This window comes from Natrinema caseinilyticum (assembly GCF_024227435.1).
Classification (GTDB): Archaea; Halobacteriota; Halobacteria; order Halobacteriales; family Natrialbaceae; genus Natrinema; species Natrinema caseinilyticum.
The window spans coordinates 82085-98120 of record NZ_CP100445.1; the positions used below are offsets into that span (position 1 = coordinate 82085).

The 16036-nt window shown below is 62.9% G+C and carries 14 protein-coding genes; 4 read left to right on the forward strand and 10 right to left on the reverse strand.

All coding sequences use genetic code 11. The annotated features are described in order from the left end of the window. The first annotated feature begins 51 nt into the window (after positions 1 to 51). The gene (locus NJT13_RS00410; protein WP_254523532.1) at positions 52 to 501 is read left to right on the forward strand and encodes a pterin cluster protein; all 450 of its coding nucleotides are present in this window, start codon (positions 52 to 54) and stop codon (positions 499 to 501) included. A gap of 135 nt (positions 502 to 636) precedes the next feature. Here the strand turns inward: NJT13_RS00410 and NJT13_RS00415 are convergent, their stop codons facing one another. Next, positions 637 to 1848 carry a TIGR04347 family pseudo-SAM/SPASM protein gene (locus tag NJT13_RS00415; RefSeq protein ID WP_254523533.1) on the reverse strand — a complete coding sequence of 404 codons (1212 nt, stop codon included), beginning with the start codon at positions 1846 to 1848 and terminating at the stop codon, positions 637 to 639. Continuing rightward, entirely contained in the window at positions 1845 to 2231 is a 387-nt protein-coding gene (locus NJT13_RS00420) for an Htur_1727 family rSAM-partnered candidate RiPP (protein WP_254523534.1), read from the reverse strand. Before NJT13_RS00420 ends, NJT13_RS00415 begins: the two co-directional genes overlap by 4 nt. Positions 2232 to 2378: 147 nt before the next feature. Between NJT13_RS00420 and NJT13_RS00425 the strand changes: the two genes are divergently transcribed. Next, on the forward strand, positions 2379 to 3533 hold the full coding sequence (locus NJT13_RS00425; protein ID WP_254523535.1) for a TIGR04053 family radical SAM/SPASM domain-containing protein: 1155 nt from the start codon (positions 2379 to 2381) through the stop codon (positions 3531 to 3533). Between the two features lie 56 nt (positions 3534 to 3589). Here NJT13_RS00425 and NJT13_RS00430 read toward each other — a convergent pair whose 3' ends face one another. Beyond that, entirely contained in the window at positions 3590 to 4594 is a 1005-nt protein-coding gene (locus NJT13_RS00430; protein ID WP_254523536.1) for a hypothetical protein, read from the reverse strand. 380 nt (positions 4595 to 4974) lie between these two features. Continuing rightward, positions 4975 to 6810, reverse strand: a complete 1836-nt coding sequence (locus tag NJT13_RS00435; protein WP_254523537.1) for an acetyl-CoA carboxylase biotin carboxylase subunit — start codon at positions 6808 to 6810, stop codon at positions 4975 to 4977. 260 nt (positions 6811 to 7070) lie between these two features. On the opposite strand from NJT13_RS00435, the gene NJT13_RS00440 reads away from it, so the two are divergent. After that, positions 7071 to 8246 carry an SPFH domain-containing protein gene (locus tag NJT13_RS00440; protein WP_254523538.1) on the forward strand — a complete coding sequence of 392 codons (1176 nt, stop codon included), beginning with the start codon at positions 7071 to 7073 and terminating at the stop codon, positions 8244 to 8246. A gap of 113 nt (positions 8247 to 8359) precedes the next feature. Here NJT13_RS00440 and NJT13_RS00445 read toward each other — a convergent pair whose 3' ends face one another. Both NJT13_RS00445 and NJT13_RS00450 read right to left on the reverse strand, forming a co-directional pair. Beyond that, on the reverse strand, positions 8360 to 8722 hold the full coding sequence (locus NJT13_RS00445; RefSeq protein ID WP_278002241.1) for a DUF8022 family protein: 363 nt from the start codon (positions 8720 to 8722) through the stop codon (positions 8360 to 8362). A 1-nt stretch (position 8723) separates the two neighbouring features. Further along, on the reverse strand, positions 8724 to 10268 hold the full coding sequence (locus NJT13_RS00450; protein WP_254525354.1) for an acyl-CoA carboxylase subunit beta: 1545 nt from the start codon (positions 10266 to 10268) through the stop codon (positions 8724 to 8726). A gap of 267 nt (positions 10269 to 10535) precedes the next feature. Between NJT13_RS00450 and NJT13_RS00455 the strand changes: the two genes are divergently transcribed. Continuing rightward, positions 10536 to 11759: an ABC transporter substrate-binding protein gene (locus NJT13_RS00455; protein ID WP_340681176.1), complete on the forward strand. Its 1224-nt coding sequence runs from the start codon at positions 10536 to 10538 to the stop codon at positions 11757 to 11759. 98 nt (positions 11760 to 11857) lie between these two features. On the opposite strand, the gene NJT13_RS00460 is transcribed toward NJT13_RS00455, so the two are convergent. The 4 genes from NJT13_RS00460 to NJT13_RS00475 are packed head-to-tail and all read right to left on the reverse strand — an operon-like array spanning position 11858 to position 15825. Beyond that, the gene (locus NJT13_RS00460) at positions 11858 to 12562 is read right to left on the reverse strand and encodes an ABC transporter ATP-binding protein (RefSeq protein ID WP_254523539.1); all 705 of its coding nucleotides are present in this window, start codon (positions 12560 to 12562) and stop codon (positions 11858 to 11860) included. After that, a complete protein-coding gene (locus NJT13_RS00465; RefSeq protein WP_254523540.1) occupies positions 12562 to 13407 on the reverse strand; it encodes an ABC transporter ATP-binding protein in 846 nt (281 codons plus the stop codon). The genes NJT13_RS00460 and NJT13_RS00465 overlap by 1 nt, the downstream gene beginning before the upstream one ends. After that, positions 13400 to 14782, reverse strand: coding sequence for a branched-chain amino acid ABC transporter permease (locus NJT13_RS00470; RefSeq protein WP_254523541.1), 1383 nt, complete (start codon positions 14780 to 14782; stop codon positions 13400 to 13402). Before NJT13_RS00470 ends, NJT13_RS00465 begins: the two co-directional genes overlap by 8 nt. After that, the gene (locus NJT13_RS00475) at positions 14779 to 15825 is read right to left on the reverse strand and encodes a branched-chain amino acid ABC transporter permease (RefSeq protein WP_254523542.1); all 1047 of its coding nucleotides are present in this window, start codon (positions 15823 to 15825) and stop codon (positions 14779 to 14781) included. Before NJT13_RS00475 ends, NJT13_RS00470 begins: the two co-directional genes overlap by 4 nt. Positions 15826 to 16036: the final 211 nt, after the last annotated feature.

The window sequence follows — 16036 nt, forward strand, 5'->3', positions numbered from 1 at the left end:
CACGTTCGCAACTGGGTGTTTCCCCGCTCGGCCCGTATCGTCACCGAAGCAATGAGACCGGATCGAGCGACCACCGCAGAACCGCAATCCGCGACGACCGCTCGCACGGACCGAGACGTGGCGGTCGATTCGAATCGAGCGACGACTACCGTCACCGTTCGGTGTACCGGTCACGTCCGCGACGCCGTCGGGGCCCACGAACTCGAGTTCGCCTTCGAGGGCGACCGACTTCGGGACTTTCTCGAGTCGTTTTTCGACGTCTACGATCTCGAGGACATGCTCATCGCCGAGACCGAAGCGGACGCCGCCCACAGCGGGTGGGCACCGGTGCCGGACGACTTGCCGGGCACCTGGCGCAAGAATCCGGAGGGAGAGCAGACGCGGCCGTACGCCCGCGTCTGTATCAACGGCCGGTTCAACGAACACCTCGGCGGATTCGAAGCCGGCCTCGAGGACGGCGACCGCGTCGCGCTCATCTATCCGTTCATGTTCTGTTGTTGACCGGTACGGAAACCGAGTCGGTCTTCGCACACTGGCGACGGCGTCGTGAACGCTGTCCCGGGAGGACGACACCCCCGGAAGTGGCCGACTCGCGCTGGACCCGTTCGAGACGCCGCGTGCGGGACGCTACGGCGGTCAGTCGGCGGCACCGCCGGCGATCGGTTCCGCGCCGCGTACTTCGTCGTCGCGGAGATAACACTGCGGGTCGGGAGCGAACAGGTCACCCGTCATCGAGAGCGCCCGCAACCGCGACGCGCCCCGACAAATCGAGCGGTACCGACAGTCAGCGCACTTCCCCGTCAACCGCTGCTCACGGTCACGAAGCGCGGCGACCAGCGGGTTGGAGTCGTCCTCCCAGATCTCGCCGAACGGCCGGTCGCGGACGTTGCCAAGGCTGTAGCCCTGCCAGAACTGCGTCGGATGGACGTTCCCCTGGTAATCGACGTCGGCGATGCGCTCGGCCGTCGGATCGCCGCCGTTTCGCTCGAGATACTCGTAGACCGCCGTCGCCTTCGCATCCCCGAACGTTTCGCGGGCGTATTCGACGAGGAACGCGGCGTCGGCGTAGTTCCCGACCAGCAGCGTCTCGATCTCCTCGCCCCGGTCGTGGTACTCGAGCGTGAGGTCCGCCACCCGTTCGACCGCGTCTCGTTTTTCTCTGGGCGAGAGATCGGCGTCGGCGATCTCGGCCCCGCGGCCCCCGTAATCGAGGTGGTAGAAGCAGAATCTGTCGAGACCCCTGTCGACGAGCAGGTCGACGACCCCCTCGAGATCGGGCGCGTTCGCCTCGGTGATCGTGTACCGCAGGCCCGTTTTGAGGCCGACTGCGAGGCAGTTTTCGATACCCCGGACGGCCGCATCGAACGCGCCGTCCGAGCCCCGAAAGCGGTCGTTCCGTTCGGGGAGGCCGTCGACGGAGATACCGGCGTACTGGAGACCGGCGTCTCGCAACGCCGCAGCCCGTTCTCGAGTCAACAGGGTGCCGTTCGAGGACAGCACCGGCCGAAGGCCGAGTTCGGATGCGTAGGCTACGAGTTCGGTCAGATCGTCGCGCACGAGCGGCTCACCGCCGGAGAATAGCACGACCGGAACGTCGTAGGCTGCGAGCTGATCGAGGAACGTCCGTCCCTCGGCGGTCGTGAACTCGCCGGAACCGGGTTCGGACTGCGCGCCCGCGTAACAGTGCGAACAATAGAGGTTACAGCGACGGGTCGTGTTCCAGACGACCACCGGTCGGTGTTGTTTTTCCGCGCTGATCTGTGGCTTCTCGGAGTCGGCGGCCGCGTCGTAGCGCAAGCCGTCACCCTCCGCATCGAGGTCACACAGGAGTTTGCTGATCGAAATCACGCGTTTCTCGCCTCCGAATGCGCCGTCGGTTCGTCGTCAGTTCGCGGGTCACCGCGTCGCTCATCGGCGCGTGTCCCTTCGTCGACGGTGTCGCCACCGCCTTCGTCACCGGCGATCCCGTCCCGCCGGTCGTCGGCCGCATCCGCGAGTCCGCGCGTCGAATATCGATCGACCGCCTCGGCGGGACAGAGCCAGACGTCCACGGCGTCCCGGTCGAACAACCGTGACGCATGTTCGTGCGCTTCCGTTCCGCTCGCGGCGGCGACGCTGCCGACGTGTCGCATCGGATCGCTCGCCTCGTCGCGGACGAACACCTCCCACTGAGGGGTCGGATTTCCGCGTCCGTCACTCGCGACGTGCGAGCGGCGTGTCTTCTCTCCCATATCTACCCCTTCGACACGAACCGGAAGGCCGTTGTGCCACCTCCCACCGCGTGGGAACACCGGCTCGAGCCGTCGAACATCTTCCCGTCTTCCCAGCGGTCGGGAACGAGAGCGGCGCTTTCGGCGATCGCGGCCCACCCTTCGACAATGCGCCCCGAATCCCTCGATACGTCCGAGCGACCGCTGGTCCTGATCTGGGAGCTCACCCAGGCCTGTGGGCTCGCCTGCGACCACTGTCGAGCCGACGCCAGACCGCAGCGCCACCCCGAGGAACTCTCGACGGCCGAGGGCAAACGGTTGCTCGAGGACGCGGCCGAGTTCGGCGACGGCCAACTGGTCGTCCTCTCGGGCGGCGACCCGCTCGTCCGGGACGACGTCTCGGAACTGATCGCCCACGGCGACGACCGCGGGTTGCGGATGACGATCACGCCCAGCGGCACGGGATCGCTCACCGCCGGTCGAATCGCCGAGATGGCCGACGCGGGGCTCAGACGAATGGCCGTCAGTCTCGACGGCGCATCGCCCGAAACGCACGACGCCTTCCGGGGCGAGGACGGCAGCTTCGACGAGACGATACGGGCCGTGGAAGGCGCCCGCGCGAGTGGCGTCCCCGTTCAGGTCAACACGACCGTCTGCCGCCGGACCGTCGACGAACTCCCCGCGATCCGGGAACTACTGACTGAGATCGGGGCCGTCATGTGGAGCGTCTTCTTCCTCGTCCAGATCGGTCGCGGCCGAGTCCTCGAGCCTGTCGCCCCCCGTCGGGCGGACGCGGTGATGGAGTGGTTACACGACGTAAGCGAGACGGAACCGTTCGGTCTCAAGACGACCGAAGCCCCGCAGTATCGGCGGGTTGCGATCCAGCGTCGGATGGCCGCAGACGGGGTGAGGGATGGTGCGGTCGGCCCGGGGAGGACTGACACCGGGGACGGTCCCGGTCCCGGTATCGAGCGCCGTACCGGCATCGTCGCTGGCGACGGCTTCGCGTTCGTCAGCCACACGGGAGAGGTGTTTCCGTCCGGTTTCCTCCCGGAATCGGCGGGCAACGTACGCGGTCGACCGGTGACGGAGCTCTATCGCGAGTCGGCCCTGTTCCGATCGCTGCGTGACCGCGAACGACTCGAGGGCAAGTGCGGCGCCTGTTCGTACCGCCACGTCTGTGGCGGCAGTCGCTCGCGAGCGTTCGCTCACACCGGTGATCCGTTCGCGAGCGATCCGCTGTGTCCGTACGTTCCCGACGGCTACGACGGCCCGCTGCCGTGGGACGGCGACGAGCGTGGGCGTCCCTCGGCCGACGGCTGAATTCCGCGGGCGATCTTTCACGGGCACGAAATCGAGAGAAGCGCGACGAGACCAGCCTACTCGGCCGTATCGACACGATGGGAATACGGCGTGACCTGCTTGAACACCTTCGTGAAGAGATAATCCGCGAGCTGGGGCGCCCCGAGAAGGGCGACGACGGTGATGATCCCCTGGATCGGCCCGATGCGCTGGGCGAAGTGAATGCTGACGGCGAGGACGATCGCGACCCAGCCGACGAGAAGCAGGATCGGTTTGATGAACGCGACGTACGAGAACGAGGAGACGAGAACGCTCGCGATAGTGGTATTACTCGTCGTTTGTGCGACGTCGTCCGAGAGCGAATCGAGTCTGTGGTGCGTCTGGTCGGAGAGGTGTTCGATGAGTGCGCCCGCGAACGGAACGAAGGTTCGGTCCAGGCTTTCTTCCGGCGTCTCGGATTGGCTGACGTTCGCGACGTACCTGTGGACGGCCGGCGTAACGTGCGGAGAAATGATCGACTGCTTCGAAAACGGATACGGCGAGAAGGAGCTATCGAGCGATCGATCTAGCTTTCGGAGATGGCTGATCGTCGTCGCGATGTTCTCTTCTTCTTCGTACTCTTCGATTGCCCTCGCGAGGTGATACTCCGCGAGCATCCGCTCCGAGAAATCGAGGTCGATCGCTTTCTTGGACAATGCGAGAATAACGAGCGTCAATCCGAGCGAGATCGCCCCACAGACGGCCGTCGCCGGGAGGATGAGTTCCTCCGGAACGTCGAACCCGACCGCGGGAATCGAGGCGATGTCGGTCACGAGAAGCACGCCGTAGAACGTCAGCGCGAAGAACAACGCGAACGCCTGGATCGAAACCTTCGACAGCGTTTTCGTGAGTACGTACTCCTTGACGTGATCCTGGTTTGCGAACACCGAACCAGTGAACTTGCGTATTCGTTCGTGCGTTTCTTCTTCGGGTTCGAACTGCTCGTCTTCCCCCCAGTGTACCATTTCTTCGCTCATAATCTGATAGGTATTGCCGGCCCCGTTGTTCTCGAATCCGGCCGCTATCCATATTGTCCCATGCACTACTTATAATTTTCTTTTAATACAATTAATTAAAATACGTCCAATCTGTGAAACGGTACTCGCGTTGAGAATAGTGCTGATAGCATCTCCTCGGTGACGTTTCGGAGGGGGCGAGAGGATGACACCGAACAGACGGCTGATCGACGAGCGTTACTATCTGATAGCTGATAATGCTTCAGCACTGCCTGGAAGCCGAATCCACTCGAGCGAGAACGAAACCAGTTCGCTCGTGGTTCCCGTCGTGAGTGCCGGTTCTGAAACCGAACAGTGACGGGTCACCACGCGAAATCGTCTCGAGCGCCGATGGCGGTGAAGCGACGATTCCGCTTCGGTCGCGGGGGCGTTGGCCTCGACGGACCCGCGGGCAGCGACGGTGTCGGTTACTCGAGGACGACCAACGTATCGCCCATGTCGACGCTCTGGCCTTCCTCGACGGCGATCTGGGTGACGGTCCCGCCGCGGGAGGCGACGATGTCGTTTTCCATCTTCATGGCCTCGAGGACGACCAGTACGTCTCCGGCGGCCACCTCGTCGCCTTCCTTGACGTCGACGTCGAGAATCGTGCCCTGCATTTCGGCGTCGACGGTCTCGCCTTCGCCCTGGATCTCGGTTTCTCCGCCGCTCGACCCACCGGCGGGCTCCGGTCGACTCGCCTGGCCACCGGCAGCCTCGACGTCACCGGCCGGGATCGCCGGGGCGCCGTGTTCCTCGAGTTCGACATCGAAGCGCTTGCCGTTGACCTCGACCGTGAACTCGCGTTCGACGGTCTCGTCGTCGTCCTCGCTCGCACCGTCGCCGGTGTCGCCGCCCCACTGTTCCTGGGCTTCTTCGATTCGCGTCTCGTCGAGTTCCTCGTCGAGATACTTCGTGGTGTGGGTGCTCTGGACGAACTCCTCGTCGGTGAGCATCAGCCGGTGGAACGGGATGATCGTCGGGATTCCCGCAATTTCGTACTCGCGCAGGGCGCGCAGCGATCGTTCGATGCACTCGTCGCGGTCTTCGCCCCAGACGACCAACTTCGCGATCATCGAGTCGTAGTCGGTGACGAGTTCGTCGCCCTGGCGCAGCGCGTCGTCCATCCGGACGCCGATCCCACCGGGCGGGTCGTAGGTCTCGAGAGTCCCTCCTGTCGCGGGGGCGAAGTCGTTGGCCGCGTTCTCGGCGTTGATCCGGAACTCCATCGCGTGGCCGTCGATCTCGACGTCGTCTTGCTCGAAGTCGATCTCCTCGCCCGCTGCGATCCTGATCTGGCGCTTGACGATATCGATGCCCGTGATCTCTTCGGTGACCGTGTGCTCGACTTGAATTCGCGTATTGACCTCGAGGAAGTAGAAGTTCGTGTCCGGACCCAGCGGTCCGTCACGGCCGGGTTCCTCTTCGACGAGGAATTCGACGGTGCCTGCATTGGTGTAATCGGCGGCGGCGACGCCCCGACGTGCGGCCTCGCCGATTTCCTCTCGCAGTTCGTCGGTCAGCGCCGCGGAGGGTCCTTCTTCGATGACCTTCTGGTGGCGCCGTTGCAACGAACAGTCTCGTTCCCCGAGGTGGCGAACGTTGCCGTGCTGGTCGGCGACGATCTGTACCTCGATGTGACGCGGGTTCTCGAGGTAGCGCTCGAGGTAGACCGAATCGTTGTCGAAGTACGCCTCGCCCTCTCGCTGTGCGCTCTCGAGTTGGTCTTCGACTTCGCTCTCGTCCCAGACGACTTTCATTCCGCGGCCGCCACCGCCACCTTCGGCCTTGATGGCGATCGGATAGCCGTGTTTCTCACCGAATTCCGTGACCTCTGCCGGATCGGTGACCGGGTCGGTGGTTCCGGGAACGATCGGAACTTCGGCCTCGTTCATGATCGTCCGCGCTTTGGTCTTCTCTCCCAACGATTCCATCGCGTCGCTGGACGGACCGATCCAGGTGATTCCGTCGGCGTCCTCCACTTTGCTCGCGAATTCGGCGTTTTCGGCGAGGAAGCCGTAGCCGGGGTGGATGGCATCCGCATCGGCTTTTCGCGCGGCCTCGATGACGGCTTCGTGATCCAGATAAGAGTCGGCCGCACGCGCCGGCCCCACGTTGTACGCCTCGTCGGCGTAACGGACGTGTCCCGAGTCTTTGTCGGCCTCGGAGTAGACGGCGACGGTCCCGATGTTCAATTCTTCGCACGCCCGCATGACTCGAACGGCGATTTCCCCGCGATTCGCCACGAGAACCTTCCTGAACATTCCTGTGAGAACCGTCGTGAGGGGCCTACCTTACTTTTTCGCAACGGGTTCGACGACGCGGCCCATCGAACACGTTGGTACGACGATAGTATCGCGTCGGGCACCGATCGGTCCTCGTCGGCAGTGGCCACGACACGGTCCGCAAGCACCGATAGAACGGCCAAATTTGACCTGAGACTGCCCACTCTCGTGTTACTAGATGACACGGTGGTTGGTATGCATGGACAAGCGTTATGCGGTTCGATCCCCTGAAGCACATGATGTATCCACTGGTACTCGTTCCGGCGCAACTCCAGTCGGTTCTCGAGGAACCGCTCCTGCTCGTCGGACTGGTCGTTCTCGTGCTCGTGCTCGTTACGGTCTGGCAGATCGTCGAGATCGTCGACGCCTACGACAAAGCTGCACTGACCGTCTTCGGCGAGTACCGCGGGCTGCTCGAACCCGGGCTCAACATCGTGCCGCCGTTCGTCTCGCGGGTGTACACCTTCGACATGCGGACGCAGACGATCGACGTCCCGTCCCAGGAGGCGATCACACGGGATAACTCGCCGGTCACGGCCGACGCAGTCGTCTACATTCGCGTCATGAACGCCGAACGAGCGTTTCTCCAGGTCGACGACTATCAGCGGGCCGTCTCGAACCTCGCGCAGACGACGCTTCGGGCCGTCCTTGGAGACATGGAACTCGACGACACGCTCAGTCGGCGGGAGTTGATCAACGAGCGGATCCGTACCGAACTCGACGAACCGACCGACGAGTGGGGGATTCGCGTCGAGTCCGTCGAAGTTCGCGAGGTCACGCCCTCCCAGGGCGTGAAAGGTGCGATGGAACAGCAAACGTCCGCCGAACGTCGGCGACGCGCAATGATCCTCGAGGCCCAGGGTGATCGGCGCAGCGCCGTCGAACGAGCGGAGGGCGAGAAACAGTCGAACATCATCCGCGCTCAGGGGAAGAAACAAAGTCAGATCCTCGAGTCGCAGGGCGACGCCATTTCGACCGTGCTACGAGCGCGCGCCGCCGAATCGATGGGCGAACGCGCGGTCATCGACAAAGGCATGGAGACGCTCACGGAGATCGGCCAGGGCGAATCGACGACGTTCGTCCTGCCACAGGAACTCTCCTCGCTGGTCGGCCGCTACGGCAAGCACCTCTCGGGCAGCGACGTCACGGAGAACGGTGCCGAACTCGAGAGCCGCGAGTTCGACGAGGAGACCCGGGAGCTGATCGGGCTGGACGACATCGCGGAGATCATCGGCGAAATCGATCGAGAGGCGACGATGGACGTCGAAGCGATGGAGCAGGAAGCCCGGGCGATCCAGGAGGGCGAGGACATGGGGTCGGACCGGGGCACGGGCATCGATATTTCCGAGACGGGAAGCGACCTCTCCGAGACGGAAACCGAAGCCGGTCCGGAGTCCGACTCCGGATCGGAGTAACCCCCACGTCTCGGATACCGCCCGAAACCGATCCTCGTACTAGCACCGACAGTTCAGTCCGGCCATCGACGACCGAGGCCCACGAAAAAACAGGGTTCGTCGAACCGAATCGCTCAGAAGCGATCCGTCCGTCCCGCCGCTGCCCACGCGTTTCTCGGCGCGTTGCGGGGGACGCGGACGGTTCGATGTTGTTGTTCGCGAACCCGACCGGCGAACGCCCACCGCTTGTCGTCCCACGTTTCCTCGCCACCGGCCGCCGCCGCGGCCGCGGCAAGCGCCTGATCGTGGAGATGCGCACCGATCGCGGCCACGATGGCCGCTGCCTCCTCGTCGTTCGCGTCGTCCGGCAACTGGATGGAGGCGCCACCGGGCAGTACCGACTCGAGCCCCGGGGTATCGCCGTCCGCGACGGCCGTTTCGTCCGCCGGGACCGACGCGGTCGTGCCGTCGTCGGCGGTCTGTTGCTGTGGCGTCATACTACAGCGGGATGTTCCCGTGTTTCTTGTCCGGGTTCGACGCGCGCTTCGTCTCGAGCATTTCCAGATCGGCGATCAGTCGCGGTCGGGTTTCGGTGGGGACGATAACGTCGTCTAAGAACCCTTTGTCCGTCGCTGTGTAGGGGTTTGCGAACTCCTCTCGGTACTCCTCGATGAGTTCGTCGCGGAGTTCGTCGGGATCGTCCGCATCTTGGAGTTCCTCGCGGTAGAGGATGTTGACCGCACCCTGCGGTCCCATGACGGCGATTTCTGCGGTGGGCCAGGCGTAGTTGACGTCCGCGCCGAGGTTCTTCGATGCCATGACGCAGTAGGCGCCGCCGTACGCTTTGCGCGTGATGACGGTCAAAAGCGGGACGGTCGCCTCGGCGTAGGCGTACAGGAGTTTCGCACCGTGGCGGATGATCCCGCGGTGTTCCTGGTCGGTGCCGGGCATGTAGCCGGGAACGTCGACGAACGTGACGATCGGGATGTTAAACGAGTCACAGAAGCGGACGAACCGCGACCCCTTCATCGAGGCGTCGACCGTCAGGGTTCCGGCGTTGACGCGCGGCTGATTGGCCACGAGGCCGACCGAGCGCCCATCGAGACGGCCGAAGCCGACGACGATGTTCTGGGCGAAGTTGTCCGCGACCTCGAAGAACGATCCCTCGTCGACGACGCTGTCGATGACGTTGGTCATGTCGTAGGGCTTCTGCGGGCTCGGCGGAACGATGTCCGTGAGCGCATCGTCACGACGGTCCGGGTCGTCCCACGGCTCGACGCGTGGCGGGTCCTCGACGTTGTTCTGTGGGAGATACGAGAGAAGCCGCTTGATATCGTCGAGCGCCTGTTCTTCGCTTTCGCACGCGAACTGGGCGACGCCGGTCTTCTCGGCGTGGGTCATCGCACCGCCGAGTTCTTCGTGGGTGACCTCCTCACCGGTGACGGTCTGGGTGACGCCCGGGCCCGTGATGTACATGTGGCTCGTGTCTTTCACCATGAAGATGAAGTCCGTGATCGCCGGGGAGTAGACGGCACCGCCGGCACACGGCCCCATCGTCGCGGAAATCTGGGGGATCACGCCGCTTGCCTCCTGGTTCCGGCGGAAGATCTCGGTGTAGCCGGCCAGGCTTTTGACGCCTTCCTGAATGCGAGCCCCGGCGGAGTCGTTGAGCCCGATAACGGGCGCTCCGACCTCCATGGCCATGTCCATGACCTTACAGACCTTCTCGGCGAACACCTCGCCGAGCGAGCCGCCGAAGACGGTGAAGTCGTGTGCGAAGACGAAGACGGTCCGCCCGTTGACCTCGCCGTAGCCCGTGACGACGCCGTCGCCGGGAACCTTCTTCTCTTCCATCCCGAACTGGCTCGTCTGGTGGGTTCGGAGCTGGTCGAACTCCGTGAACGTTCCCTCGTCGAGGAAGTAATCGATCCGCTCACGGGCAGTCATCTTCCCCTTGTCGTGTTGCTTTTCGATTCGAGCTTCGCCACCTCCCTTTCGGGCCTCTTCGCGGAGTTCCTCGAGTTCGTCGATGCGATCTTCCATCGTCATGGGGAAACCCTCCCGTGGCAACTCATTGCCGGACGCAACGGTCACCTGAATAAAAAGCGTTCTGTAACCCGTATTATTTCCCATGAGGGTTTATTGCCCTCGCCACACACACACACACACACACACACATACGACATTAGATAGGTTGTTCGGTTGTACGGCAGTCCGTTTCGCGAATTTCGGATTCTGCGGGCGGACATATCTGTATATTCGTCACACAAAAAGGTCTTATACTAGAGATTTCCTTGTTATCCCATAGCGATGAAATACGATCGACGAACCGTTCTCAAGGGAATGGGTGCTGGTGGAATTGTTAGTATCGCTGGCTGTCTGGGTGACGGGGTCGGTGGCGGCGGCGACGCGGACGCGATGGTGGGCGTTCTTCAGCCGGTTACTGGTGACCTCGGGAACCTCGGTGCTCCAATTCGGGACGCAGCGATTCTGCCCGGAACACAACTCGAGGACAGCGACTACACGATCGACATTCGCGAGGAAGACACCGAATCGACCGCCAATGCTGGCGTCAGCGGTGCACAGTCGCTCGTTGACGCTGGCTATCCGGCAGTCACCGGTGCGGCATCCTCACAGGTGTCGATTACGGTCGCGGAGGATATCCTGATTCCGAATCAGGTCGTGGCCATCTCGCCGGCGAGTACCGCACCGGGGATCACGAATCTCGAGGACGACGACTTCATCTTCAGGACCTGCCCCAGTGACGCGCTGCAGGGAGAAGTCATGGCACAGGTCGCATACGAGGAGCGCGGACTCGAGTCAGCCGCGTCGTTCTATCTCAATAACGACTACGGACAACAGCTATCGGACTCGTTCACCAGCGCCTTCGAGGAACTCGGTGGCACCGTCTCGAACACCGTCTCGTTCGAGGCGGAGCAGCCGTCGTACACCTCCGCGCTCGAGAGCGCGCTGGCCGACGATCCGGATACGATGATCGTCATCGGCTACCCGGCGAGTGGCGAAGTGATCTTCCGGGATTACTACGCCGACTTCGATAGTGGGCAGACGATCATGGTAACCGACGGCCTCCGCGACGGCGAGCTTCCGGGTAACGTCGACAATCCGATGGAGAACGTCGTCGGGACGGCCCCGCTCGCGGCCGGGCCACAACAGGACGCCTTCTCTCAGCTCTACGAAGACGAGTACGGCGGCGCGCCCGGCGTGTTCACCGCACAGGCCTACGACGCGACGGCTGTCAACATCCTCGCGGGCATCGCCGCCGGCGAGACGAGCGGTCCCGCGATCCGCGACAGCATTCGCGACGTTGCAAATCCCGACGGCGAAGACGTCGGGCCGAGCAACCTCGCAGAGGCCGTACAGCTGGTCGACGACGGCGAAGCAGTCAACTATCAGGGTGCCTCGAGCAGCGTCAACTTCGACGACAACGGCGACATGAAGGCTGTCACCTACGAGGTCTTCGAGTTCGCCTCGGACGGCGTGGAAACGGTCGAGGAGATTAACTTCGAAGCGTAACCGGTTCGGCGACCGGTGCAACGGTTCGTTTCTGTGCTGTCCAACTCGGTCGTAGCGACGCGAACCAGCAATCCAGAAACTCGAGAGACCAGAAACCGTTAGCCGCCGAGGAAGTCCTGACGGACCTGCTCGTCGGCGAGCAAGGCGTCGCCGCTGTCGACGTATCTGTTCTGCCCCTGAACGAGTACGTACCCTCGGTCACACCGCCGCAACGCCTCTTTCGCGTTCTGTTCGACGAGCAGGATCGCTGTGCCGTCGTCGTTGATCTCGTCGATCCGATCGAACATATCGTCGACCAGATCCGGCGCGAGTCCGGCGCTCGGCTCGTCGAGCATGAGTAAGTCGGGATCCAGCATCAACGCACGCCCCATCGCGAGCATCTGCTGTTGGCCGCCGCTCATCGTCCCTGCCTTCTGCGAGTTGCGTTCCTCGAGGATGGGAAACCGATCGTAGATGCCGCGCAGCCGGTCTTCGGGGAGCTCGTCGAGAATGTAGGCTCCCATCTCGAGGTTCTCCTCGACCGATAGCGATGGAAAGACGTTGTCGTTCTGTGGGACGTACCCGATTCCCGTCGAGATGATGTCCTCGGGCCGGTAGGTGCTGATCTCCTCGCTGCCAAAGTCGATCGAGCCGCCCATGTAGGTCGTCAGACCGAAGATCGACTTCATGACCGTGGACTTCCCCGCCCCGTTCGGGCCGACGATGGTGACGTACTCGCCGTCGTCGACCGTCATGTCGACGCCGTCGAGGATCTGCAAATCGCCATATCCGGCGTCGAGAGCCGTCACTTCGAGCAACGTCATCAGACGTCACCTCCGAGATAGGCCTCGACGACGGCCTCGTTTGACTGAATCTCCGCGGCCGTCCCTTCGGCAAGAACCGATCCCTGGTGCATGACGATGACGTGTTCGCAGTGGTTCATGATGACGTTCATATCGTGCTCGACCAGCAGGAACGTGTACCCCTGCTCCTGGAGTTCGTGAATGTGCTCTAACAACTTCTTCTCGAGCGACGGGTTGACACCGGCCATCGGCTCGTCCAGCAGGAGCATCTCCGGATCGGTCAACAGCGCTCTCGCGAGCTCGAGTAACTTCCGCTGGCCGCCCGAGAGGTTGCCGGCGTACTCTTCGGCGAGGTGGTCGATTTCGAAGAACTCGAGCATCTCCCAGGCACGTTCTCGCAGTTCACGTTCCTGATCGACGACCGCTCCTCTGGCGATCGGCGTGACGGACCGCCAGAGGGATTCGCCGCGCTGTTGCTTCGGCGCGAGCATCATGTTCTCGAGGACGGTCATCTCGGGGAATTCGCGGGCGATCTGGAACGTTCTGACGAGTCCCCGACTGGCAATTTCATACGGCTCCAGCCCGGTGATCTCCGTTCCGTCGAAAACGACCGAACCCGCATCTGGGGTGTGAACGCCCGTGATACAGTTGAACGTCGTCGACTTCCCGGCTCCGTTCGGGCCGATCAGGCCGGTGATCGTCCCGCGTTCGACCGAGAAGCTCGTGCCGTCGACGGCGGTGATACCACCAAAGTGTTTCTCGAGCCCGTTGAGTTCGAGGACTGGCGCGTCGGTCGAACGGGTCGCCGATTCGTCGACGGCGTGTCCGTCGTCCGCGGACACCGGCTCCGTTTCGACGTCACTCATCGACCTCACCCCCGTCGGTCGCGATGGACCGACTCGATCGACGCGAGAGATCGGTGGCGGCCGCAATCTCCTTTCGGTGGCCGAGCAGCCCGTCTGGACGCCAGAGCATGAGGAGTATAAGCACGATGCCGATGATGATGAATCGGATTTCGTCGAGACTGCCGATGACGTATCCGAGCATCGGCAGGGGGTCACCCGATCCCAGTGCGACGAACCCGTCGTAGATCGTCGGCGGGGCGCGGACGTCGAAAAGCGCTCTGACGATCGTCCGGATGAACCGGGGTCCCTGATACAGGAACGCGGAGAAGACGAAGCCGCCAACGATGCTGCCGGTATTCGATCCCGACCCGCCCACGATGAGTGCGACGAAGATGTAGAAGGTCACGATCGGCATGAAGCTGTTTGGGCTGATCTGGGTCCGGCTTCCCTGCCAGAGGATCCCCGCGAGCCCCATCAGCGCACAGCCGAGCATGAATACCTTGATCTTCGTGCGGTTGGTGTCCTTGCCGAGCGAGCGGGCCGCGAGTTCGTCTTCTCGAATCGCCTTGAGAACCCGCCCGAACGGTGAGTACGCGATCCGGGTCAACAGCAGGTAGAAGGCGACGACGAAGGCGATCACCACCAGCGTGTAGACGCTGTTTACGACGACGTTACTCTGAATGCCAAGCGGCTCCGCGAGTCCGAAGAATACGTCCCCCAGAAGCGTCGGCTCGCCGTTGCGTTCGCCGCCGACGTAGAGCAGATAGTTAGCGACAATGTCGGTCGAGGGCGCTCGGATTCCGCTCCCGCCGCCGGTTCCGAGTTCGGCTCTCGGGATGGTAAGCGGCCCGAGGGAGTACCCACCGAGCGTGAACTCCTGGAGGGACCGCGAGAGCAGAGCGCGACGGATAATTTCGGAGAGACCAAGCGTGACGATCGCGAAGTAGTCCGCCCGCACCCGCAGGGCCGGCAGAGCCGCGACGAACCCGACGAGAGAAGCGGCGACCATGCCGCCGAGGACGCCGACGATCAACGGGAGCCCCAGTCCGGGCGGTGATCCGTCCGGTGCGGCGGTCAGCATCCCCATCGTGTACGCGCCGACGGCCATGAATCCGGCGACGCCGATGTTGAACAGGCCGGTGTACCCCCAGTGGAGGTTCAACGCGAGCGCGGCGAGTGCGTACACGGCCGCGAAGAACGTGATCTGCTCGAGTTGGCTGGCGATGAGATTGGGTCTGACGCCGAATACCAGGCCGATCGAGATGAAGAAGACGTACGTCGCCAGAACGACGCCCCCGATGAGCAACAGATCATACTGCCACCGCGGGAGGTTCGAAATCCACTTCGTTACCACGTCGGGAACGGCCTCGGTGATTCTATCCGTGATCGACGTCATGTCGTTTGTACCCCGCTAAACAGTCCGTCGGGCCGGAAGATCAACACGAGGATCATCAGCACGAATGCCGCGATCGTGTTCATGTCCGATGGGATCCAGACCAACGAGAGGTTGATCGTGATGCCGATAACGAGTGCGCCGGAGATCGCTCCGTAGATCGAGCCGATACCACCGAGGATGACGGCCGCGAAGATCAGGAGCAGGAGGAACCAGCCGAGGTTGATCGAGACCGTACCCCGATCGAGGACGATGAGATAGCCCGCGGCACCCGCGAGGCCCGCGCCAATCACCCAGGTCGCGAATATCACGCGTTCGGTCGGGATGCCCGTGATCAGCGCGAGGTCCTTGTTGTCGGACATCGCCCGCATCGACTTGCCGAGTTTCGTGTACTGCAAGAGCAGGTGAACGCCGGTTATCAACGCGATCGCCGAGACGACGAGCGTTAGTTGATGGACGCTGACACCCGCCAGCTTCGGTGCCTGGGCCACGACGCCGCGAGTTTCCGGCGTGTAGAACACCGCGAGGAGGTATCGCAACGCGAGTGCGACACCGACGCTCGCGATGAGGAGCGGTATGCCGCCCTCATTCCGCAACTTTCGGTAGACGAGCCGATCTATCGCCAGTGCGACGAGTACCGTGACGACCACGGCCGTGACGAGTCCGAGAACGATCGCGACCGGTGCCGCGAATACGTCCATCCCCACAGTGCCCGGCTGCGCACCGCCGTTTGCTCGAAGCAGCAACCGACTGCTTAGATCCGCAACGCCGAACCCACCGATCAGGTAGGCCACCGTCCACCCGGAGAACGCACCGGTCGTAATGAGGTCACCGTGCGAAAAGTTCGCAAATTGGAGAATGCTGTATGTCATCGAGAGCCCGATAGCCGCGAGACCGATGTACAGGGAGTCGATGAATCCGGCCCAGAGGATCGATCCCAGCCGACCAACAGGCAACTCGCCCGTCAGGAGTTGGCGGACCAGATCCCCCATCAGAACGACAACCCCGAGAAGCAACACCACCCCCACAAGTTCCTGTGCTGTCATTTTAGACAGTCTTCCACTTACGATACTTCTTCCCATACTTGTTCGAGTGTTACACCGGTAGTTGATATACTTCACGACAGACCGGCCGTAATGAGTAGAAATCAGTACGTCCGCAAGCCGAATTCGTGATCGGGTGCTGATACGAAAAGCGCCCGCCTCCCCCGGACACGTCCCACCGAATGCTCAGTCGTATCGGACCCGCAAACCTCGT